At 66.8% G+C, this 21,454-nt stretch carries 18 protein-coding genes; 8 read left to right on the plus strand and 10 right to left on the minus strand.

Features of this window, described 5'->3' with window-relative positions:
- Positions 1 to 22 precede the first annotated feature (22 nt).
- On the plus strand, positions 23 to 1,144 hold the full coding sequence (recF, locus tag ASF81_RS07100; RefSeq protein WP_055806773.1) for a DNA replication/repair protein RecF: 1,122 nt from the start codon (positions 23 to 25) through the stop codon (positions 1,142 to 1,144).
- Between the two features lie 144 nt (positions 1,145 to 1,288).
- Complete coding sequence (gyrB, locus tag ASF81_RS07105) at positions 1,289 to 3,715, plus strand: DNA topoisomerase (ATP-hydrolyzing) subunit B (protein WP_055806776.1); 2,427 nt, start codon at positions 1,289 to 1,291, stop codon at positions 3,713 to 3,715.
- Positions 3,716 to 3,731: 16 nt separating this feature from the next.
- Here gyrB and ASF81_RS07110 read toward each other — a convergent pair whose 3' ends face one another.
- The 6 genes from ASF81_RS07110 to ASF81_RS07135 form a co-directional block, all read right to left on the minus strand.
- Positions 3,732 to 4,172 (minus strand): hypothetical protein, encoded by a 441-nt coding sequence (locus tag ASF81_RS07110; protein WP_055806779.1) that lies wholly within the window; start codon positions 4,170 to 4,172, stop codon positions 3,732 to 3,734.
- A gap of 87 nt (positions 4,173 to 4,259) precedes the next feature.
- Entirely contained in the window at positions 4,260 to 4,646 is a 387-nt protein-coding gene (locus tag ASF81_RS07115) for a DUF6491 family protein (protein WP_156363173.1), read from the minus strand.
- Positions 4,647 to 4,672: 26 nt separating this feature from the next.
- Entirely contained in the window at positions 4,673 to 6,502 is a 1,830-nt protein-coding gene (mnmD, locus tag ASF81_RS07120; protein WP_055806784.1) for a tRNA (5-methylaminomethyl-2-thiouridine)(34)-methyltransferase MnmD, read from the minus strand.
- A gap of 85 nt (positions 6,503 to 6,587) precedes the next feature.
- Complete coding sequence (locus ASF81_RS07125; RefSeq protein ID WP_045811531.1) at positions 6,588 to 6,893, minus strand: hypothetical protein; 306 nt, start codon at positions 6,891 to 6,893, stop codon at positions 6,588 to 6,590.
- 98 nt (positions 6,894 to 6,991) lie between these two features.
- On the minus strand, positions 6,992 to 7,858 hold the full coding sequence (gene motA / locus ASF81_RS07130) for a flagellar motor stator protein MotA (protein ID WP_055754172.1): 867 nt from the start codon (positions 7,856 to 7,858) through the stop codon (positions 6,992 to 6,994).
- Between the two features lie 86 nt (positions 7,859 to 7,944).
- Positions 7,945 to 9,744 carry a long-chain-acyl-CoA synthetase gene (locus tag ASF81_RS07135; RefSeq protein ID WP_055806787.1) on the minus strand — a complete coding sequence of 600 codons (1,800 nt, stop codon included), beginning with the start codon at positions 9,742 to 9,744 and terminating at the stop codon, positions 7,945 to 7,947.
- Between the two features lie 325 nt (positions 9,745 to 10,069).
- Between ASF81_RS07135 and ASF81_RS07140 the strand changes: the two genes are divergently transcribed.
- Complete coding sequence (locus ASF81_RS07140) at positions 10,070 to 10,633, plus strand: hypothetical protein (RefSeq protein WP_156363174.1); 564 nt, start codon at positions 10,070 to 10,072, stop codon at positions 10,631 to 10,633.
- Between the two features lie 58 nt (positions 10,634 to 10,691).
- On the opposite strand, the gene ASF81_RS07145 is transcribed toward ASF81_RS07140, so the two are convergent.
- Positions 10,692 to 12,014, minus strand: coding sequence for a sorbosone dehydrogenase family protein (locus ASF81_RS07145; protein WP_055806792.1), 1,323 nt, complete (start codon positions 12,012 to 12,014; stop codon positions 10,692 to 10,694).
- A gap of 12 nt (positions 12,015 to 12,026) precedes the next feature.
- The gene (locus tag ASF81_RS07150) at positions 12,027 to 12,578 is read right to left on the minus strand and encodes a lipocalin family protein (RefSeq protein WP_055806795.1); all 552 of its coding nucleotides are present in this window, start codon (positions 12,576 to 12,578) and stop codon (positions 12,027 to 12,029) included.
- 163 nt (positions 12,579 to 12,741) lie between these two features.
- On the opposite strand from ASF81_RS07150, the gene cysD reads away from it, so the two are divergent.
- The 3 genes from cysD to ASF81_RS07165 are packed head-to-tail and all read left to right on the plus strand — an operon-like array spanning position 12,742 to position 16,698.
- Positions 12,742 to 13,695 carry a sulfate adenylyltransferase subunit CysD gene (gene cysD, locus ASF81_RS07155; protein WP_162237583.1) on the plus strand — a complete coding sequence of 318 codons (954 nt, stop codon included), beginning with the start codon at positions 12,742 to 12,744 and terminating at the stop codon, positions 13,693 to 13,695.
- Positions 13,695 to 15,608: a sulfate adenylyltransferase subunit CysN gene (gene cysN / locus ASF81_RS07160; RefSeq protein ID WP_055806801.1), complete on the plus strand. Its 1,914-nt coding sequence runs from the start codon at positions 13,695 to 13,697 to the stop codon at positions 15,606 to 15,608. Before cysD ends, cysN begins: the two co-directional genes overlap by 1 nt.
- Before the next feature lie 40 nt (positions 15,609 to 15,648).
- Positions 15,649 to 16,698 carry a mechanosensitive ion channel family protein gene (locus ASF81_RS07165; RefSeq protein WP_055806804.1) on the plus strand — a complete coding sequence of 350 codons (1,050 nt, stop codon included), beginning with the start codon at positions 15,649 to 15,651 and terminating at the stop codon, positions 16,696 to 16,698.
- On the opposite strand, the gene ASF81_RS07170 is transcribed toward ASF81_RS07165, so the two are convergent.
- Complete coding sequence (locus tag ASF81_RS07170; protein ID WP_055806806.1) at positions 16,686 to 18,830, minus strand: malate synthase G; 2,145 nt, start codon at positions 18,828 to 18,830, stop codon at positions 16,686 to 16,688. The genes ASF81_RS07165 and ASF81_RS07170 overlap by 13 nt on opposite strands.
- Before the next feature lie 228 nt (positions 18,831 to 19,058).
- Between ASF81_RS07170 and ASF81_RS07175 the strand changes: the two genes are divergently transcribed.
- Positions 19,059 to 19,433: a hypothetical protein gene (locus ASF81_RS07175; protein ID WP_055806809.1), complete on the plus strand. Its 375-nt coding sequence runs from the start codon at positions 19,059 to 19,061 to the stop codon at positions 19,431 to 19,433.
- 18 nt (positions 19,434 to 19,451) lie between these two features.
- On the opposite strand, the gene ASF81_RS15255 is transcribed toward ASF81_RS07175, so the two are convergent.
- A complete protein-coding gene (locus ASF81_RS15255; protein WP_165113816.1) occupies positions 19,452 to 19,598 on the minus strand; it encodes a hypothetical protein in 147 nt (48 codons plus the stop codon).
- A gap of 175 nt (positions 19,599 to 19,773) precedes the next feature.
- On the opposite strand from ASF81_RS15255, the gene ASF81_RS07180 reads away from it, so the two are divergent.
- Positions 19,774 to 21,417: a peptide chain release factor 3 gene (locus tag ASF81_RS07180; RefSeq protein WP_055806812.1), complete on the plus strand. Its 1,644-nt coding sequence runs from the start codon at positions 19,774 to 19,776 to the stop codon at positions 21,415 to 21,417.
- Positions 21,418 to 21,454: the final 37 nt, after the last annotated feature.

A 21,454-nucleotide genomic window follows, 5' to 3' on the forward strand; every position in this document is an offset into this window, starting at 1 on the left:
TCACGCGCGTTAGAGAGCGAGCGTGATCCGCTCCCTCACCCTCACCGACTTCCGCTCCTATGCAGGGGCGCGGCTGGAGATGACCTCCGGGCCTTTGGTGCTTCATGGCCCGAACGGGGCGGGAAAGACCAATCTTCTGGAGGCGATCAGTCTCCTGACCCCCGGCAAGGGGCTGCGGGGCGCCACCGCCGCCGAGATGGGTCGGCGCGAGCCGGGCGAGGCGACAGGACGCGCCTGGGCCGTCATGGTCGAACTGGACGACGAGACGCGGCTGGGCACCGGCGTTCAGACGGCGGGCGCCGCGCGGCGCATCGTGCGGATCGACGGCGAGACGGCCCAGCCGGGGCGGCTGCTCGATTATCTGCGTCCCGTCTGGGCGACGCCGGAACAAGACCGGCTGTTTTCCGACGCGCGCGCCGAGCGGCTGAAGTTCTTCGACCGACTGGTTTTCGCCGCCGATCCCGATCACGCCGCCAGCGTCTCCGCCTATGAAAAGGCGCTGCGCGAGCGACTGCGCCTGCTAAACGACGCCCAGGACGGCCGTGAGGCCGACCCCGTCTGGCTGGACGCCCTGGAGCTTCGGCTGGGCGAGGCCGGCGCCCGCGCCGCTCTCGCCCGCGTCGCCGCCCTGCACGCGCTTCAGGCCGCCATCGACGCCCGCAGCGATCGGCCCTTCCCCCAGGCCGACCTGGGTCTGGACGGCGCCGCCGAACAGATGGCCGAAGCGGGCGCCGAGGAGGACGAGATCGCCGCCGCCATCCGCGAGGGCCTGACCAAGGCCCGCGCCCGCGACGGCGCCGCCGGCCGCTCGCTGTTCGGGCCGCACCGCACCGACCTGACCGCGCTTCACCGCGAGAAACAGCGCCCTGCGGCCGAGGGCTCTTCCGGTGAGCAGAAGGCCTTGGTCCTGAACCTGATTTTGGCCCAGATCGCGCGGCTTTCAGATCATGCTGCGCGCCCGATCCTGCTGCTGGACGAAGCCCCCGCCCACCTCGACGAGGCGCGCCGCACGGCTCTGTTCGACGAGATCACGGCGCTGGGTCTGCAGGCCTTCATGACCGGGACCGAACGCGACCTGTTCGCCGGTCTGGAAGGCCGCGCCCAGTTCGTCCGCGTGGCCGGCGGCGCGCTGGAAACCGACTAGGCTCCAATCGCGGAATTCCTCGCTTTTTCGCCGGAATTTCCTATATATTGCGGGCTTCGGCGCGGTGCGATCCCGCCGTCGATTCGAGCGCCAGGTCCGGCGCTCCATCCCCGTCCCGGTCGGGACTTCAGAGCCAATGACTTCATGACCGATCCGATTGCCGACCTGCCCGAATACGGCGCCGATTCCATCAAGGTTCTCAAAGGCCTGGACGCCGTGCGCAAACGCCCCGGCATGTATATCGGCGACACCGACGACGGCTCGGGCCTGCATCATATGGTCTATGAGGTGGTCGATAACGCGATCGACGAGGCCCTGGCCGGCCACGCCGACCTGGTCCAGGTCATCCTGAACAGCGATGGCTCAGTCACCGTGACCGACAACGGCCGCGGCATTCCCACCGGCATCCACGAAGGCGAAGGCGTCTCGGCGGCCGAAGTCATCATGACCCAGTTGCACGCCGGCGGTAAGTTCGACCAGAACTCCTACAAGGTGTCCGGCGGTCTGCACGGCGTGGGCGTGTCCGTGGTCAACGCCCTGTCCGACTGGCTGGAGCTGAAGATCTATCGCGACGGCAAGGCGCACCAGATGCGCTTCGAGCGCGGCGACACGGTCAAGTCGCTTGAAGTCACCGGCGACGCCCCCATTCGCGAGGACACCGGCAAGCCGCTGAGCGGCACCGAGGTCACCTTCTTCCCGTCCGTCACGACCTTCAGCCACATCGACTTCGACCTGAAGACGCTGGAACACCGTCTGCGCGAACTGGCCTTCCTAAACTCGGGCGTGGTCATCAAGCTGGCCGACCAGCGCCACGCCGAGCCGGTCGAGATGATCCTGCACTACGAGGGCGGGGTCGAAGCCTTCGTGCGCCACCTCGACAAGTCCAAGACGCCGATCCTGAAGGACGTCATCGTCATTCGCGGCAAGAAGGAAGGGATCGAACTGGATCTCGCCCTGTGGTGGAACGACAGCTACCACGAGACCATGCTGTGCTTCACCAACAACATCCCCCAGCGGGATGGAGGCACCCACCTGTCGGCCTTCCGCGCCAGCCTGACGCGCGTCATGGGCGGCTATATCGAGAGCTCGGGCGCCGGCAAAAAAGAGAAAGTGTCTGTCACCGGCGAGGATGCGCGCGAGGGCCTGACCTGCGTCCTGTCGGTCAAGGTGCCGGATCCCAAGTTCAGCTCCCAGACCAAGGACAAACTGGTCTCCTCCGAAGTGCGTCCGGCCGTCGAAAGCCTGTGCTCGGAAGGCCTGGCGACCTGGTTTGAAGAACATCCCGTCGAGGCCAAGCAGATCGTGGCCAAGATCATCGAGGCGGCGTCGGCCCGTGAGGCCGCCCGCAAGGCCCGCGACCTGACCCGGCGCAAGTCCGCGCTGGAAATCTCGAGCCTGCCGGGCAAGCTGGCCGACTGTCAGGAACGCGATCCCGCCAAGTCCGAACTGTTCATCGTCGAGGGTGATTCCGCCGGCGGCTCGGCCAAACAGGCGCGCAACCGCGAGAACCAGGCCGTCCTGCCTTTGCGCGGCAAGATCCTGAACGTCGAGCGCGCGCGCTTTGACCGGATGCTGTCGTCGGACCTGATCGGCACGCTGATCCTGGCGCTCGGCACCGGCATCGGCCGCGACGACTTCAACGCCGACAAGCTGCGCTATCACAAGATCATTCTGATGGCGGACGCCGACGTCGACGGCGCCCACATCCGCACCCTGCTGCTGACCTTCTTCTATCGTCAGATGCCCGAGCTGATCACGCGTGGCCACGTCTATATCGCCCAGCCGCCGCTCTATAAGGTCTCCAAGGGCAAGCAGTCGCGCTACCTGAAGGATCAGGCCGAGATGGACGCCTATCTGATCGAGGAAGGCGCGTCAGAGGCCGAACTGGATCTGTCCACGGGCGAGCGTCGCCTGGGTCTGGACCTGCAATCCCTGGTGCGCGAGGCCAAGGCCTTCAGCGCGGGCGTCGATCGCCTCAGCCAACGCGCTCCCGCCTTCGCCATCGAACAGGCGGCGCTCGCCGGCCTGTTCGCCGACAACGCAGACATGGCGGCCGCCTCGGCCGCCGCCGCCGTGCGCCTGAACCTCTATGCCGAAGAGGGCGATGGGGAGTGGGCGGGCGCGCCGGGCGAACAGGGCGCCGTGGTCTTCAGCCGCACCCGTCGCGCAGTGCAGGAGACGATCGTGCTGGAGGAGACCCTGATCCGTTCGCTCGACGCCCGTCGTCTGGCCGAACGCGCCGGCGCCTTCGACGGCGTCTTCAGCGCCCCGGCCACCTACCGCCGCAAGGACAAGTCGACGACCATTCGCGGTCCGCTGGACCTGCTGACCGCCGTGCTGGACGCCGGCAAGAAGGGGCTGTCGATCCAGCGCTACAAGGGCCTGGGCGAGATGAACCCCGAGCAGCTGTGGGAGACGACGCTGGACGTCAACGCCCGCACCCTGCTGCAGGTCTCGGTCGAACACGAGGAAGACGCCAACGACCTGTTCGCCAAACTGATGGGCGACGTGGTCGAACCCCGGCGCGAGTTCATCCAGGACAACGCCCTGGACGCCGCCGTCGACGTCTGACGGCGAAAGGGGCGGCCTACTGGCCGCGTCCGCCCGCGATGAAGGCCTGGATGGTCGGGAAGGCCTCTGTCCGGGGCCGCATGTCCTCGCAGGCGAAGGATTTGATGGCGCCATAGATGCCGCCGGCCGGTGTCGCTTCCCACGGCGTATCCTCGGAATAGCGATCGGTTTCCGCCCCGTCCGCGCCATAGGTCACCGTCGCGCCTGAACGCGACTGGCCGTCCGAGCACCGCACCATGACCTCTTCGGTCTCATGGCTGAGATTGGTCGCCTCGCCGCGCGCGGGCACCCGCGCCATCCGCGTCGTCGCCACGCCGTCCACCGGCGTCAGCGCATCGATATCCACCAGATAGACGGTGGTGTCGCTGCGTGAAAACGTGGCCCAGCTTTCGGCCGCCGATGGCGATGCGATCGCCGCCGTCGCCAGGATCGCCACCACGCCGATTGTTCTGATCATCCTCTTCCCTCCCCAGGCAAGACGATCATTTCATACCTGCGCAAGCGAGAATTCAATCTCTCCCGAAGACTCCGAAAGCGTTTTTGATCAGGGCCGATCGCGAGACGGCAGGGCCTCGATCTCTGCAGTCGTCAGCTTCCTGGCGATGCGCACGCGGCACGGTTGAGGGCCCGTCGCCGGGCTGAGCAGTGAGGCCTGATCGCCGGGACACAGGCGGCTGGATCCGGCGACAGGTTCCAGCGCGATCGACAGGGCGCGGGTCATGTCGCGACAGAAGGGGGTTTCGATCTGGAACACCCCCGCGTCGGCTGTGCGAACATACAGGGTCTGGTCGTTCGGCGCGGTGAAGTTGCGCACCAGATTGGGCCGGAAGCACTGGCCGGCGTCGGCGCGGCTGGCCGTCGTCACGCCCGGCGACGGCGCACAGGCCGACAGTACGAGGAGAGCAGCCGACGACAGAATTAGGCGATGCATAGTCAACTCCTGAACAAGCCCCCGCTTCATCCTGCGCGCGTGGGTGAGGACGATGCAAGAGCCTCCGCCAGCACCGAAGACCGACGGGGCGACACGCGCGCCGCCAGATCGCCCGGCAGGGGCGAGGGCTGACCCAGGATGAGGGCGCCGACATGCTCGCCTAGCAGAGGCGCGACGCAGAAGCCGCGCGACCCCAGACCGCCGAGCACATAGAGGCCGTCATCGAGAGCGCCCGCCACGGGCAGGCGATCCGGCGTCGTGGCGCGGACTGCAGCCCGATGCTGCACCGTCCCGGCCGCCGTGATGCGCTTGGCCAACGCCGGCAAGCGCGCTTCCAAGGTCGCCAGATTTCGCGCGCTGTCGTCGTCGCTCGGCGCCGTGCCGGTGTCGCCCCGATCATGGGTCGCGCCGAACAGCACGCCTTGGCCCGTCGGAACCGCATAGCCGCCCCAAGCCATGGGGTGGATGGTCACGTCCCCGTCGATCCAGTCCGCCTGCCCCCGCACGGGCGACAGGCGCGGCGTCTGGTCGAACCCTTCCAACAGGGCGGCCGATCCCCAACCGGCGGCGAGAACCACCGCATCGACCTCGCCCAGCACCGCGTCGTTTTCGCCGATCAGCCGCCAGCGGCCGTAGGCGCGCTCCAGCCGCATCACGCGCTCAGAGCGCATCTCCGCGTCCGAAAGCCAGTACGAGAGCACCGCCGCAGGGCGCAGCGCGAACGCCCCCTTCATCAGCAAACCGCCCTGCCCCGTCGCTTCGCCGGCGGCGGACGCCGCCCCGTCGTCCAGCACCACCATGTCATCGTCATTCCAGATCGGCTGGCGAGCGATCTTTTCGAACCGGGCGGCATCGCGCGGCGCCTGGGGGAGTTGCAGCACGCCGTGGCCCGTTACGGCATCCGGGATCGAGGCATACAGATGTGCCGCCCGCTCCAGCGCCTGGGCGTGCAGGGCGGCGATCCCGAGGTCGCCGGCGTCCAGACGCGGCGTAACCAGGGCCGCCGGAAAGCCGGAGCCGCCCGCGCCGGGACGCTCACCCTCGAACACCACGGCCCGGAGGCCCTGCGCCTTCAGCGCGCGCGCCACCGATGCGCCGGCGATACCCGCGCCGATCACGGCGACACGGGGCGGCGGTGACGGTTCGAACACTGAGGGGAGACGCGCCTCAAGCCGCTCGCGCTTGCGGCCATGGCCGGGGCGCTTCTCGACGACGAAGCCATGCTCGGCCAGGCCGCGCCGCACGGCTCCGGCGACGGTGAAGGTGGCCAGACGCGCGCCCGGCGCCGAGCGCTCGGCGATCAAGGCCATCACTTCGGGCGACCACATGCCCGGGTTCAGCGCAGGCGAGAAACCGTCCAGGAACCAGGCGTCCGCCGATCCCGACCACTGCTCCAGCGCCCAGGCCGCATCGCCCACCGCCAGGTCCAGCACGGCGTCGAAGCCCGGCAGGTCCACCCGGTGAAAGCCCGGCGTCGCGGCCGGCCAGTTTGCGATCAAGGCCTCAGTCGCCTCCGTCAGCTCGGGCCAGGCGCCCAGCGCCCGCGCCGCTTCCGCCGCCGTCAGCGGAAACCCCTCGATGGAGAAGATGTTGAGCCGCCCGCCCTCGGGCCGCGTTCGTCGCCAAAGGTCCAGCAGGGCGGCGATGTTCAACCCCGTGCCGAACCCCAGCTCGGCCGCCGTGAAATGATCTCGCCCCATCCAGGCGTCCGGCAGGCCGCAACCTTCCAGAAATACCGCCCGCGTTTCAGCCAACCCGTCGTCTCGCGAGAAATAGACGTCGCCGAATCGGCCGGAGCGCGGCTCGCCCTCTTCGGTCCAGGTGAGCAGGGGCGAGGCGTCATCATCAGGCGTCATCGCGCGGCTCTAGCACCTTCGTCGCCGACATGAAAAAGGCCGCCCCCGTCGGAGCGGCCTCTTTGGGCTTTGGTTTCGACGCGGCCTAGTGGGCGGCCGCCGGACCATGCGCAGGTTCGGCCGGCGCGACAGGCGCGGGCGCGGCGGCGGAGGCGTCGGCGCCCTGCATCGTCGTGGCGGCCTGGGCGGCGGTGTCTTCCTGAATGGCCTGATTGGCCGCCGCTTCGGCGTCCTTGGCCGCCTGATCGACCGTCAAAGCGGCTTCTTCAGCGCTGCCGGCGGCCTCGACAGCATCGGTGGCCGGCGCTTCGGCCTTTTCTTCCGGGGCCTTGCTACAGGCGGCCAGGACCAGGAGCGCAGCGGATGCGGCGACGAGGGCTTTGATACGCATGAAGATGTCTCCGAAGCTTGCGAGAGCGGAACGTCTCTTGGCGCAAACGATAGGGCCGCCGCGCGCGGCAGGGCAAGTTAAGATCAGGAAAGTCGGGATCAGTCGGCAGTGATGCTGTTCAGCGCCTCTTCCATCTCGCCGAACGACGGCTGCGCCGACGACGGGATGTCGCCCCGGCCGATCTCGACCGAAATCTGGGCTGCGTTGCCGTGCAGGTGGGCCACCAGCACAGACTGAATGATTTTATAGTAGGCGGCTTCCTCGTTGATGATGGCCGTCAGGCGCGCCGCGAATGGACCGACCAGACCATAGGCCAGGAACACGCCCATGAAGGTGCCGACCAGGGCGCCGCCGATCATGCCGCCCAGAACCTCGGGCGGCTCAGTGATTGAACCCATGGTCTTGATGACCCCCAGCACGGCGGCGACGATGCCCAACGCAGGCAGGCCGTCGGCCAGGTTCTGAAGCGCGTGGGCGTTTTCCAGATGCTCGTGATGGTGCTTTTCGAGCTGCTTTTCCATCGCATCCTCGACCTGGTGCGGATCCTCCAGGTTCATCGTCATCATCCGCAGGGTGTCGCAGATGAAGTCGACGGCGAAATGGTCCTTCAGCACCTTGGGATACTTCTGGAAGATGGTCGATTCCTTGGGCTTTTCGATATGGCTTTCCAGCGCCACCACGCCCTTGGACTTCATCGTCTTGGTCAGCTGGAACAGCAGCGACAGCAGGTCCTTATAGTCCTGCTTCTTCCACTTCGGCCCGGCGAAGGTTTTGCCCAGACCCGCCATAGAACCCTTGATCACCGGCAGGGAGTTGGAGATCAGGAAGGCGGCGATGCCCGCCCCGCCGATGGCCATCAGCTCGTGCGGCGCGGCGTGCAGGATCACTTCGAACTTGCCGCCCGAAATGGCGTAGCTGCCGAAGACGAGGCCGAACAGCAGCACGATGCCGATGATCTGGAACATGGAGGCGAACAATCCTGACGCGAGAGGTCGGGACTATCGCCATTAATCATTAAGACGGCGTTTCGCGAACGCCGCCTTCCCAGTCGTTACAGACGGCTTTCGCCCTTCAGGATGGCGTTGCGCCCGGCCGCCGTCAGCTTCTGATAACCCGCAGCCCCGCCCCGCACATAGAGGGCGGCGCCGGTCTTGGACGGATCGAAACCATCGACCACCAGATCGGCCTTACGGTATTTGAAGGTGCCGGTCGTCTCCGCCGATTTGATCAGCCGCACGAAGACCGGCTGAGCATAGGCGGGCAGCTTGGCCTCGACATGGTCGGAGAAGGCCTGGGCGTCGAACTTGCCCTCGACCACCAGGGCCGCCATGCCGGCCTTGCCGTCCTGGGCCGGCACAGGCACGCCATAGACGATGGCTTCGGTCACGCCCGGCGCGTCCATCAGCACCTGTTCGACCTCGGAGGTCGAGACGTTCTCGCCCTTCCAGCGGAAGGTGTCGCCCATCCGGTCGACGAAGTAGAAATAGCCTTCCTTGTCCTGCTTCATCAGGTCGCCGGTGCGGAACCAGCGGTCGCCCTTTTTGAACACGTCGGTCAGGATCTTCTTCTGCGAGGCAGCCTTGTCGGCGTAGCCCGAGAAGTCGTGGCGGATGTCGTTGCCGATCAGGCCGATGGCCTCGCCGACCTCGCCGACGCGCGCCAGGCGACACAGACCGTCCGAGCCGCGGATCGGCTGTTCGGTCTCCACGTCGAACTCGACCAGGCGGATATTGATCTGCGACTTCAGGAAGCTCGGCACCCGACCGATCGCGCCCTGTTTGCCGTCGAAGTTGAACAGCGAGACATTGCCTTCGGTCGAGCCGTAGAACTCCAGGATGTCGGGGATCTTGAACCGGCTCTGGAAGTCGGGCCAGACATCGGCGCGCAGGCCGTTGCCGAACGCCAGACGCAGCTTGTGCTTGGTCTCGTCCTCGTGCGGAGGGCAGTTGACCAGATAGCGGCACAGCTCGCCGATATAGACGAACATGGTCGCGCCCGACGAGCGCACGTCGGGCCAGAAGGTGCTGGCCGAGAACTTCTTGCGGATCACCAGCCGCGCGCCATTCAGCAGCGCCGCGCCAACCCCGACCAGACCGCCGGTCGAGTGATACAGCGGCAGGACGTTGAAGATCCTGTCCTCGGGCGTCGAACGCGTGGCGCCGGCGAAGGCGCGCATATAGGTCCGGGCGCGCGAATGCGGGATGCGCGCCGCCTTGGGTAGACCGGTCGTGCCGGAGGTGTAGATATAAAGGGCGGTGTCGCGGTTGGTCAGGCCTTCGCGCGCCGACTTGGACGGCCGCACCGAAGACCCGCCGCGCACGGGCTTGTCCAGGCCGCGACGGTCGCTGGTCTCCAGATCGTCGGTCAGGCCCAGAACCCAGAGCGCCAGGTTGTGATCGACCAGAGGCCGCGCCTCCTCGATCTGACGCCAGCAATCCTCGTCCGCGACGACGTTGAACGCCTTGGAGATGGCCAGACAGTGGGCCAGCCCCTGCCCGTTCAGATTGGTGTTGATCAGGGCCGTGGCGATGCCGACCTTGGAGAAGCCGATCCACGCCGCCAGATACTCGATCCGATTGGTCATCATCAGGGCGATGGTGTCGCTGCGGCGCAGGCCCCGGTTCTTGGCCCAGTGGGCGAAGCGGTTGGCCATGGCGTCCAGGTCGCGATAGGTCAGGGTGCGCTGACCGTCGTCTATGGCGATGTTGTCGGCGAACTTGTCGACGGCTTCTTCGAAGTCGTCGCAGAGCAGGACGTCGCTGTCCAACTCGATCGGCTTGATGCGTTTCAACAGACGGAACAGGCCGCGCGCGAACCGGACATCCCTGCGGATATTGGCTACAAAACCCATGCGCGCCGTACTCCGGTCAATGCGTGTTCCACCCGGTCCGGTGATGGACGAAGGCGGCCGGTCGGGTCAACCGTAGGGTCCGCAATCCGTCGCGAACACGACGAATTGCCGTCCGGCCGTGATCCATTTGTTCGGTTGACGCAGCGGAAATCCAGAGCGCCGCCCTGCTTTTTATTGCCGCATTGACGGCAAATGCGGCGGGCGGACGCACGGTCTTCGCCGCATTCCGGGCGGAAACGGTGTTTCTTCGGGGCTTTTGCCCTTTACGCGGAACGGCGTTGCGGGACGGCGGGTTGGTTGATCGACGTTATGGAGGACAGAAACAATGTCTATGACCTATGCCAACGCCAATACCGAAGCCCGCGCTGAGGACACGACCTTCGTTCCGCGCTACGCCCGCACGACCAAGTCCAAGAAGTCGGTGAAGACCTGGATGATCCTTGCCCCGATCGGCGCGGTGGTGCTGCTGGGCAGCGGCGTCGCCATGATGATGGGCGGCGAACAGGCCGCTCCGGCCCAACCCGCCGAGACCGCTGCACCGGCCATGCAGACCGCGCCGGCCGCGATGACGGCCGCTCAGGCGCCGGTCACGCCCACTCCGGTCGAGGTCGCGTCTACGCCCGCTGCGACTCCGACGCCGGCTGCTGCGCCTGCGCCGGTCGCTCGCCGCGCCGAACCCGTGGCCCGTCGCGCTGCGCCTGCCGTCGAACGGCCCGCCGCCGCCCGTGTTGAGACGCCGGCTACGCCTGCGGGTCCGCAACCCTACGCCGCGCCGGCGGCTTCGACGTCGAGCACCAGCCAGTTGAACACCGCGCCCGCAGCCTCAACTCCGGCTCCGGTCGTGACCACGCCCGCCGCTCCGGCGATCACGGTCCAGCCGCTGAACTGATCTCAGCGGAAGAATGGAAAGCCCCGGTTTCGGCCGGGGCTTTTTTCATGATCGCGGTTCAGGCGCCGCTGACGCGCCAGATGACATTGCCCACGTCGTCGGCGACCAGCAGCGCGCCTTGCCGGTCGATCTGCACCCCGACGGGCCGGCCCTGTGCCTGACCCCGGGCGTTCAGAAATCCGGTCAGAACATCCTGCGGCGGCCCGGCGGGACGCCCATCGACGAACGGCACGAAGATCACCTTGTAGCCGCTGCGCACGCTGCGATTCCACGACCCGTGCTGGCCGACGAAAACGCCCGAGCGCAAGGCTGGCGGCAACAGGCTCGCGCCATGTCCGAACGTCAGCCCCAGCGACGCCGTATGCGCGCCCAGGGCGTAATCCGGCCGGATCGCGCGCGCGACCATCGCCGGATTGGCGGGCGGACGCCTATCGACCGTCTGACCGTAATAGCTCCACGGCCAGCCGTAGAAGGCGCCCGGCGTCACCGAGGTCATATAGTCGGGCACCAGATCGTCGCCGATTTCATCACGCTCGTTGACCGCCACCCACAGCTGGCCGGTCTGCGGGTTCCAGTCCATGCCGACCGGATTGCGCAGGCCCGAGGCATAGACCCGCCGCGCGCCCGTCGCCGGATCAATCTCCAGGATGGCGGCGCGATCGACTTCCTCATCCAGGCCGTTTTCGCCGACGTTGGAGTTCGATCCGACCCCGACATAAAGCCGCCGGCCGTCCGGGCTGGCGACAAGGCTCTTGGTCCAGTGGTGATTGCGGCCGGCTGGCAGGTCTGTGATCTTTGTCGCCGCCGCGTCGATCCGGGTCTGGCCGCTCCGATACGGAAAGGCCACCACCGCATCGGCGTTGGCGACGTACAGCCGATCGCCGACCAGCGCCATGCCGAACGGCGAGTTCAGTTCTGTCAGGAAATCGCTCCTGGTCTCCGCTGCGCCGTCGCCGTCCGCATCCCGCAGCAGGACGATCTTGTTGGGGCTTGGGACGCCGGCGCCGGCCTTGGCCATGACCTTCCCCATCACCCAGCCACGCAGACCGCCTTTCTTGTCTTCGGGCTTGGGCGGCGCATTCGACTCCGCGACAAGAATATCGCCGTTGGGCAGGCGATAGAGCCAGCGCGGGTGATCCAGGCCTGTCGCGAACGCCTGTACGCGCAATCCCGCTGCCGCGACCGGCGTCGCGCCTTCGGGCCAGCTCGACGCCGGGGCGATGTTGACGGTCGGCAGCAAGCCCTGACGCGGCGCCGGTAGTTGCGGGTCCGGACCAAACCCCGCCGCGACGGGCAAGGCTGTCCCGCCCGCGCAGGCTCCCAAACCGATCACCGTCGCGAGCAGTGTCGAGGCGAACAAAACCGTCCGGGAAGAGCGCATGGCCTTTGATCCTTACCGCGCCGGTTGGGCCGGGAACTCCAGACGACTGACGTCGTACCCCAGGGCCCGCGCCCGTTCAGTCAAGGCGCGCACCTGCTGCTCACTGGGCAGGTCGCGCGTATAGATGAACAGGCGATTGAAGGTCGGATCCGCCGAGATGAACCAGCTGTAGTCGTCCGCCCGATCCAGCACCCAATAATCCCAGGTCACGAACCCGGCCAGATACTTGACCCTCAGCTTGGCGTTGGTGCCCGGATCGAGGATTTCACCCCGTCCGCCGATGGCCTTTTCCTTGCCGTCCGGCGTGCCGAGCTGACAGGTGTCGCGCACATCGACCCGCGTGCCCTCGACCGGCGTATAGATCGACGCGCCGGCGACGCAGCCGTCGGTCAGCCGATCCGGCAGGCGCGCAATCTCGTGCCAGCGCCCGGACCACAGACGCTGCACGTCCACCGGCTTGGCCGGCTGGGGCGCGCGATATTCGGAAGGCGACGGTGCGGTCACGCATCCCGCCAGCGCGATCGCGGCGGCGGCGGATGCGGCGAAGGATTTCAGGCTGGACATGGGCGTTTCCGTTTTGATGCCATAAGCCGCTTTCAGCGACCCTGGTTCCGTTACGCTCCGATGACGAAATCGGACGCTGCGGGCCGAAAATCTCACAGCCGAGTGCAGTATCCATCGCTTGTTCCTTGGCGCACATTGCCGTTCTCACCTCCGTTCGACGGAGATACCGCTGGTGGACATTGCCATTCTGACCGGAAGCCGAAACGCTCTACCCCCCGCACGCCTGACGCACCTTCAGCGCCTGGAGGCCGAGAGCATCCACATCCTGCGCGAGGTGGCGGCCGAAGCCGAGCGGCCGGTCATGCTGTATTCTATCGGCAAGGACTCGGCCGTCATGCTGCATCTGGCGAAGAAGGCCTTCTATCCGTCCAGGCCGCCCTTCCCGCTTCTGCACGTCGACACGACGTGGAAGTTCCGCGCCATGTACGCGATGCGCGAACAGGCGGCGGCCGATCTGGGCGTCGAGCTGCTGGTCCACCAGAACCCCGACGCCCTCGCACGCGGCATCAACCCCTTCGATCACGGCTCGGCCCTGCACACGGATCTGTGGAAGACCGAAGGTCTGAAACAGGCCCTGAATCATTACGGCTTCGACGCGGCCTTCGGCGGCGCGCGTCGCGACGAGGAGAAGTCGCGCGCCAAAGAGCGGATCTTCTCCTTCCGCACCGCCGAACATCGCTGGGACCCCAAGAACCAGCGGCCTGAACTCTGGCGGCTCTACAACACGCGCAAAAATCCCGGTGAGAGCATCCGCGTCTTCCCGATCTCAAACTGGACCGAGCTGGACGTCTGGCAATACATCCACCTGGAGCGGATCCCCATCGTGCCGCTGTATCTGGCCGCCGACCGGCCGGTGGTGGAGCGGGACGGCGCCCTGATCATGGTCGATGACGACCGGTTCCGGCTGCGCCCCGGCGAGACGCCGCAGATGAAGTCCGTCCGTTTCCGCACCCTGGGCTGCTACCCCCTGACCGGGGCGGTCGAGAGTACGGCCGCGACCCTGCCCGAGGTCATTCAGGAAATGCTTCTGACCACCACATCCGAGCGCCAGGGCCGGGTGATCGACCACGACCAATCCGCCTCGATGGAGAAGAAGAAGCAGGAGGGTTATTTCTGATGGCTCACCAGTCCGACCTGATCGCGCGCGACATCGACGCCTATCTGGACGCTCACCAGCACAAGAGCCTGCTGCGCTTCATCACCTGCGGCAGCGTGGACGACGGCAAGTCCACCCTGATCGGCCGGTTGCTGTACGACTCCAAGATGATCTTCGAGGATCAGATGGCGGCGCTGGAGGCGGACAGTCGCCGCGGCGGCACCCAGGGCGGCGACATCGACTTCGCCCTGCTAGTCGACGGCCTGGCCGCCGAGCGGGAACAGGGCATCACCATCGATGTCGCCTATCGCTTCTTCTCCACCGAAAAACGGAAGTTCATCGTCGCCGACACGCCAGGCCACGAACAGTACACCCGCAACATGGTCACCGGCGCCTCGACCGCCGACGCCGCCGTCATCCTGATCGACGCCCGGCGCGGCGTGCTGACCCAGACCCGCCGCCACGCCTATCTGGTCAGCCTGCTGGGCATCCGCCACGTCGTCCTGGCGGTCAACAAAATGGACCTGATGGGCTGGTCCCAGTCCGTGTTCGATTCCATTGTTTCCGACTTTCGCGCCTTCGCCGGTCAGATCGGGCTTCAGGCCTTCAACGCCATTCCGATGTCGGCCCTGCGCGGCGACAACATCACCGAACCCAGCGCTTATTCGCCCTGGTACGCCGGCCCGCCGCTGATGAGCCTGCTGGAAACGCTGGAGGTCGGCGACGCTCTTCAGGCCGATCCGTTCCGCCTGCTGGTGCAGTGGGTCAACCGGCCCAATCTCGACTTCCGCGGCTTCTCCGGCCAGATCGCCGCCGGGACCGTGCGGCCGGGCGATCCGGTGCGCGTCCTGCCGTCCGGCAAGACCTCGACCGTGGCCCGCATTGTCACCGCCGACGGCGACTTGAGCTTGGCCGTGGCCGGACAGTCGATCACCCTGACCCTGGCCGACGAGATCGATGTCTCGCGCGGCGACGTGCTGGCCAGCGCCGACGCCCCGCCCGAGGCGGCCGACCAGTTCGAGGCCACCGTAATCTGGATGGACGACGAGCCCCTGCTGCCGGGCCGGCCTTACCTGCTCAAGATCGGCGCAAAGCTGGTGGGCGCCACGATCACCGAGCCCAAGCACAAGGTGAACGTCAACACCCTGGAGCAACAACCGGCCAAACGGCTGGAGCTGAACGAGATCGGCGTCTGCAACCTGTCGCTGGACGCCCCCGTCGCCTTCGCCCCCTATGACGAGAATAAGGATTTTGGCGGTTTCATCCTGATCGACCGGATCTCAAACCGGACGGTCGGGGCGGGTTTGCTGCACTTCGCCCTGCGCCGCGCCCACAACATCCATTGGCAGGCCCTGTCCGTGGACAAGGCCGCTCGCGCCACGATCAAGAACCAGACGGGCCGCGTCGTCTGGCTGACCGGCCTGTCGGGCGCCGGCAAGTCGACCATCGCCGATCTGGTGGAAAAACGGCTGCACGCCGACGGTCGCCACACCTATCTGCTGGACGGCGACAATGTCCGCCACGGCCTGAACCGCGACCTGGGCTTCACCGAAGAGGACCGGGTCGAAAACATCCGCCGCGTCGCCGAGGTGTCGAAACTGATGGTGGACGCCGGCCTGATCGTCCTGGTCAGCTTCATCTCGCCCTTCCGCGCCGAACGCCGCCTGGCCCGTGACCTGCTGGGCGAGGGCGAGTTCGTCGAGGTCCACGTCGATACGCCCCTGGCGGTCGCTGAAGCGCGCGACGTCAAGGGCCTCTACAAAAAGGCCCGCGCGGGAGAGCTCAAGAACTTCACCGGCATCGACAGCCCCTATGAAGCCCCCGAAAGCCCCGAAATCGTCGTGGATACCACCACCATGTCGCCCGAGGACGCCGCCGAGCGCATCGTCGCTTGGCTGGATGGGCGCTTCTCGACCGAGGACTTCGCCATCTAGGTTCGGAACCTTGACCGTTCGCCGGACGCTCTAGGACGCGATGACCAATCCGATCCAGAAGCTGGGCCTCGACACCATCGAGCAGTCGCAGATCGCCCGCATCGCCGGGATCAATCTGACGCTGGGCGGTCTGGTCAGCGCGGGCGTGATCCTCCTAATCGCCTTCGCCGCCCACTGGCTGGTGACGCGGTCGCTGCGCCGGGTGCGCGAACGCTCGGACCGCAGCCGTCAGGCGATCTATCTGCTGGAGCGTCTGGCCGGCTACGGCATTATCGTCGTGGGCGTCATGTCGGCTCTGTCGGCGGCGGGTTTGAACCTGTCGTCCCTGACCGTATTCGCCGGCGCGCTGGGCATCGGCGTGGGTCTCGGGCTGCAGGGAGTGGTCAAGGAGTTCGTCTCCGGCCTGTTCCTGATCTTCGACCGGATGGTGTCGGTCGGCGACTATATCGAGATCGAGGACATCGGCATCCGCGGCGCCATCATGGAGATCGGCCCGCGCGCCACCCGTGTCCGCACCAATGACAACGTCAATGTCCTGGTGCCCAACTCGCGCTTCATCGAACAGCCCGTCACCAACTGGACGATGAAGGGCGACACCCGTCGCATCCATGTGCCCTTCACCGTCGCCTATGGGTCGGAACGGGGACAGGTGCGCGATGCGGTTCTGGCCGCCGCCCGCGCCAGCCCCTTTACCCTGCCGGAGACGGAGGCCCGCAAGAGCCAGGTCTGGCTGGTGGCCTTCGGCGATCGCGGCCTGTCGTTCGAACTGGTGGTCTGGCCGACGCGCGACGCCGTCAAACGCCCAGCGGCCATGCACGCCGCCTACACCTGGCTGATCGCCGACGCCCTGGATGCGGCGGGCGTCGAGGTGCCGGTGCCTCAGACCGACCTTCGCCTGCGCACCGCCTTCGGCCTGGACGGCGAAGAGGCCTTGAAGCGCCTCGGCTACGGCGTCGGGTCACCGCCGCGACCGACCGGCCCGCAAAGTCCCGCCCGAACCGCCAACGACGCCGCCGACGACGTCATGGCCGACGACGAGGCCGAGACGCCGGAACCGCCCGCTCCGCCCAAGGCGCGTCAGACGGAGTGAGCCGCCTTGGCCTTCGACCGCCAGGCATGCAGCAACGGCTCGGTATAACCGTTCGGCTGCTCGACGCCTTCGAACACCAGCGCCCGCGCCGCCTGATAGGCCAGACTGTTATCCGGGTCCGTCGCCATCGGCCGATACAGCGGATCGCCCGCATTCTGCCCATCCACCTTGGACGCCATGCGCTGGAAGGCCGCCTCGACCTGATCGGCCGTACAGACCCCGTGCAGCAGCCAGTTGGCGATATGCTGCGAACTGATCCGCAGCGTCGCCCGGTCCTCCATCAGGCCGATGTCGTGGATGTCCGGCACCTTGGAACACCCCACCCCCTGGTCGATCCAGCGCACGACATAGCCCAGTATGCCCTGGGCGTTGTTGTCCAACTCGGCCGCCACCTCGTCCTCGGACCAGTTGACGCCATTCCCCAGCGGCGGGGTCAGCAAAGCCTCCAGCCCCGGCGTCTCGCGCCCAGCTACATCCTTCTGAACCGCGAAAACATCCACCGCATGATAGTGAAGCGCGTGCAGGGTCGCCGCCGTCGGCGAGGGGGTCCAGGCGGTGTTCGCGCCCGTCTTCGGATGACCGATCTTCTGCTCCAGCATGTCCGCCATCCGGTCCGGCGCCGCCCACATCCCCTTGCCGATCTGGGCCTTGCCCGACAGGCCGCATTTCAGGCCGATGGCGACGTTCCTCGCCTCATAGGCCGCGATCCAGGCGCTGGACTTGATGTCCGCCTTTCGCACCACCGGGCCGGCCTGCATGGCCGTGTGGATCTCGTCGCCGGTGCGGTCCAAAAAGCCGGTGTTGATGAAGACGATCCGGTCCTTCACCGCCTGAATGCAGGCCGCCAGATTGGCTGAGGTCCGCCGCTCTTCGTCCATCACCCCGACCTTGATCGCATGGCGCGGCAGGGCCAGCAGGTTCTCGACCGCATCGAACAGCCGATCGGTGAAGGCGGCCTCTTCCGGCCCGTGCATCTTGGGTTTGACGATATAGACAGAGCCCGTCGCGCTGTTGCCGAACCCACCCAGACCCTTGATGTCATACAGGGCGATCAGGCTGGTCACGATGGCGTCCATGATCCCCTCGAGCGCCTCCGACCCATCCGCCAGAAGAATGGCCGGGGTCGTCATCAGATGGCCGACATTGCGCGCGAACAGCAGGCTGCGTCCCTTCAGCATCACCGACGACCCGCCCGGTGCCGTCCACTGGCGATCCGGCTCCAGAGCGCGGGTCAGGGTCTCGCCGCCCTTCTTGAACGTCGCGGACAGGTCGCCGCGCATCAGACCCAGCCAGTTGCGATAGGCCTCGGCCTTGTCGGCCGCATCGACGGCCGCGACGGAATCCTCCAGATCGACGATGGTCGACAGGGCCGATTCCAGCACCACATCCGCCAGCCCCGCCGCGTCGCTGCGCCCCACCGGATGGCTGCGGTCGATCACCAGTTCGATGTGCAGCCCGTTGTTGACCAGCAGGATGGAAGACGGCGCCGTCGTCTCGCCGGTAAAACCGACGAACTGTCCTGCATCCTTCAACGCGGGCGACAGTGCGCCATCAACTACCGACCAGCCGGCGACATCCGTATGCAAACCCTCCGCCAGCGGCGCCGCCTCGTCCAAAAAGGCCTTGGCCCGCGCGACGACCCGCGCGCCGCGCGCTGCGTCATAGCCGCCGCCAGCCGGCAGGTCGCCCAACGCATCGGTGCCGTAAAACGCATCATACAGGCTGCCCCACCGCGCATTGGCGGCGTTCAGCAGGAAGCGGGCGTTCAGCACTGGCACGACCAGCTGCGGGCCGGCCATGCGCGCGATCTCGGCGTCCACGCCTTCGGTCCCGATCGTGAACGGGGCCGGCTCCTCCACCAGATAGCCGATCTCTTTCAGAAACGCCTCGGACGCCGCCACATCATACGGCTGGCCCCGCCGCGCCTGGTGCCAGTCGTCAATCTGAGCCTGCAAGGCGTCGCGTCGCGCCAGAAGCGCCCGGTTCTCGGGCGCGAACCGCTCGAAGATCGCCGCCGCTCCGCTCCAGAAGGCCGCCGCATCAAGTCCCAGCCCAGGCAGTACGTCCTGCTCGATCAGGGCGATCAATTCGCCCGCGACCTTCAGCCCGGCGCGATCTTCATGGGTCGTCATGACGGCCTCTCTCCGGCGCGACGCCGGCCTGTAACAATGCGTGATCAGGTAAGCTGAGGCCGCACACTGGCGCAAGGGTAACGTCGCGTCATCGCCGTCGCTTTTCTTACAAGGCGACGGCCGGCTGGTCAGAAACTCTTAACCGCGTCCGTGAACGGGACTGCAAGCGGCGGCGCCTATTGTGAGCTTACGGACGAACTCGCGTCCGGCCAGTCGAGCGTCTCGCCCATGCTGTTTCTTCTGAACGATGTCGTGTTCGACCTGGACGAGGCCTGCCCGGTCACGCCCGCCGACGCGCGCCGGTTCGAGAAGCTGGGTCTGGACTATCTGCTGGAACTGGGTTGCGAACTGTTCGCCGAGGACCCGCTGCTTCACCGCAACGATCCCGAACGCGCCCGCCGCCTGGCCTGGCTGATCGCCGAGCGCAGCTCGGACGTGAACGCCGCCCTGTTCGCCGCGCCCGCCGCCGCCTGCAATCCCGACCTCGTCGAACCGCGTTTCTGCACCCTGCCCGAACAGGTGATGCGCCAGCTTCAGGCCAAGGGTCGTCGCCTCGACGCCGTCTCCGCCGACCGCGCCGTCTGGAACCGCCTGGCCGCCTGATCGCGGCCTGAAACGCCGTCAGAAGACGGCGTTGAACACCACATGGACCAGCGTCGCCACGGCTACGATAAAGCCGAAGCCGACGACCAGCCCCACCGCCGGATGCAGCGGCGCCCGCTCACGCGGCGCATGGGCGATACGGTCTTGAGGATGGATGACAGCCATCGTCCTTGTCCTTTCCCTATGATCCCGGATTGATCCGGGAGGGGAGCGTCGGACTCTGACGGCCTGATCGTCTCCTCCAGAACCGAGCATGACTCCGATAGCCCTTCGTGGCGAGGGGTTATTTCATCCGGTGCAATCCCGTGACTTTGAGGCGTGTCCGCGCTAGTCGCGCGCCATGTCCTCACTAACCCTGCCTGAAGAAGCGGCCCGCCGCCGGACCTTCGCCATCATCGCCCACCCGGATGCGGGCAAGACGACCCTGACCGAGCATATCCTGTTGGCCGGCGGCGCCATTCGTGCGGCCGGCGCGGTGCGGGCGCGCGGCGAGAACCGCCGCACCCGTTCGGACTGGATGAAGATCGAGAAGGAGCGCGGCATCTCGGTCAGCGCCTCGGTCATGACGTTCGAGCACGACGGCAAGATGTTCAACCTGCTCGATACGCCCGGGCACGAGGACTTCTCCGAAGACACCTATCGCACCCTGACCGCCGCCGACTGCGCCATCATGGTGCTGGACGCCGCCAAGGGGATCGAGCCGCAGACGCTGAAGCTGTTCGAGGTCTGCCGCCTGCGCGACATCCCGATCATCACCTTCATCAACAAGCTGGACCGCGAGGCCCAGGACCCGATGGCTCTGCTGGACGACATCGCGTCACGCCTTCAGCTGGACCCCGCCCCGATCTGGTGGCCGGCCGAGAGCGGCAATCGCCTGCGCGGCATGGTCGAGGTCGGAACCGGCCGGTTCCAGCCCTATACCCGCAAGGCCGCCGGTTCAGCCGAGGATCCCGAACACCCCCCCGCCCTGCCGCTGGACCAGGCGGCCCGGTATTTCGAGGCGGGCGAGCAAGACAACCTTGCCGAGGCCGTCGAACTGGTCGAGGGCGGCTATCCGGCATTCGACCGCCAGGCCTTCCTGGAAGGTCACATGACCCCGGTACTGTGGGGATCGGCGCTTCGCCACTTCGGCATCGACGAACTGCTGAAGGCCATCGGCGACTGGGCCCCGGCGCCCAAGGTCATGAAGGCCAAAAAGGAATCCCCACCCGAGACCCGCAACGCCCCCGCCCCTGTCGAGACTGAGGTCGAACCGGGATCCAACGAGGTCACCGGCTTCGTCTTCAAGGTTCAGGCGAACATGGACCCCAACCACCGCGACCGGATCGCGATGTTCCGTATGGCGTCGGGCGCCTTCAAGCGCGGCATGAAGCTGAAGGTGCAGAACACCGGCAAGTCCCTGTCGGTCAATGCGCCGATTATGTTCTTCGCCTCGGATCGGGAACTGGCCGACGACGCCTTCGCCGGCGACGTGATCGGCATTCCGAACCACGGCGTGCTGCGCGTCGGCGACAGCCTGTCGGAGAGCGGCGTGGTCCGTTTCGCCGGCCTGCCGAACTTTGCGCCGGAAATCCTGCAACGGGTTCGCGTGAAGGATCCCCTGAAGGCCAAACACCTGAAGAAGGCGCTGGAAGGTCTGGCCGAGGAAGGCGTGACCCAGCTGTTCCGTCCCGAAATCGGCTCGGACTTCATCGTCGGCGCCGTGGGCCAGCTGCAGTTCGAGGTCATGGCCGACCGTCTGGGCGAGGAGTACGGCCTGGACGTGGTCTTCGAACCCTCCCCCTACGCCGAGGCGCGCTGGATCGCTCCAGGCGCGGAGGGCTCCGACGCGGACGTCGAGGACTTCAGCGGCAAATATCGTCCCCAGATGGCGCGCGACATCGACCAGGCCCCGGTCTTCCTGGCCAAGTCGAGCTGGGAAACCGGCTATGTCGGCGAACGCTTCCCCAAGATCGCCTTCACCAAGACGAAGGAGCGCGGCTAAGGCCGGCGCCGCAAACGACTTCCTTTGGTCACGCAGC

The organism is Brevundimonas sp. Leaf168 (genome assembly GCF_001423685.1).
Classification (GTDB): domain Bacteria; phylum Pseudomonadota; class Alphaproteobacteria; order Caulobacterales; family Caulobacteraceae; genus Brevundimonas; species Brevundimonas vesicularis_C.

Bases quoted from the DNA above. Each gene is read 5' to 3' on its own strand.
- gyrB (WP_055806776.1), top strand. From the start codon at position 1,289: ATGACCGATCCGATTGCCGACCTGCCCGAATACGGCGCCGATTCCATC.
- ASF81_RS07140 (WP_156363174.1), top strand. From the start codon at position 10,070: ATGTCTATGACCTATGCCAACGCCAATACCGAAGCCCGCGCTGAGGAC.
- ASF81_RS15255 (WP_165113816.1), bottom strand. From the start codon at position 19,598: ATGGCTGTCATCCATCCTCAAGACCGTATCGCCCATGCGCCGCGTGAG.
- ASF81_RS07170 (WP_055806806.1), bottom strand. From the start codon at position 18,830: ATGACGACCCATGAAGATCGCGCCGGGCTGAAGGTCGCGGGCGAATTG.
- ASF81_RS07180 (WP_055806812.1), top strand. From the start codon at position 19,774: ATGTCCTCACTAACCCTGCCTGAAGAAGCGGCCCGCCGCCGGACCTTC.
- motA (WP_055754172.1), bottom strand. From the start codon at position 7,858: ATGTTCCAGATCATCGGCATCGTGCTGCTGTTCGGCCTCGTCTTCGGC.
- ASF81_RS07110 (WP_055806779.1), bottom strand. From the start codon at position 4,172: ATGATCAGAACAATCGGCGTGGTGGCGATCCTGGCGACGGCGGCGATC.
- cysN (WP_055806801.1), top strand. From the start codon at position 13,695: ATGGCTCACCAGTCCGACCTGATCGCGCGCGACATCGACGCCTATCTG.
- ASF81_RS07165 (WP_055806804.1), top strand. From the start codon at position 15,649: ATGACCAATCCGATCCAGAAGCTGGGCCTCGACACCATCGAGCAGTCG.
- mnmD (WP_055806784.1), bottom strand. From the start codon at position 6,502: ATGACGCCTGATGATGACGCCTCGCCCCTGCTCACCTGGACCGAAGAG.
- ASF81_RS07135 (WP_055806787.1), bottom strand. From the start codon at position 9,744: ATGGGTTTTGTAGCCAATATCCGCAGGGATGTCCGGTTCGCGCGCGGC.
- ASF81_RS07175 (WP_055806809.1), top strand. From the start codon at position 19,059: ATGCTGTTTCTTCTGAACGATGTCGTGTTCGACCTGGACGAGGCCTGC.
- ASF81_RS07115 (WP_156363173.1), bottom strand. From the start codon at position 4,646: ATGCATCGCCTAATTCTGTCGTCGGCTGCTCTCCTCGTACTGTCGGCC.
- ASF81_RS07125 (WP_045811531.1), bottom strand. From the start codon at position 6,893: ATGCGTATCAAAGCCCTCGTCGCCGCATCCGCTGCGCTCCTGGTCCTG.
- ASF81_RS07145 (WP_055806792.1), bottom strand. From the start codon at position 12,014: ATGCGCTCTTCCCGGACGGTTTTGTTCGCCTCGACACTGCTCGCGACG.
- ASF81_RS07150 (WP_055806795.1), bottom strand. From the start codon at position 12,578: ATGTCCAGCCTGAAATCCTTCGCCGCATCCGCCGCCGCCGCGATCGCG.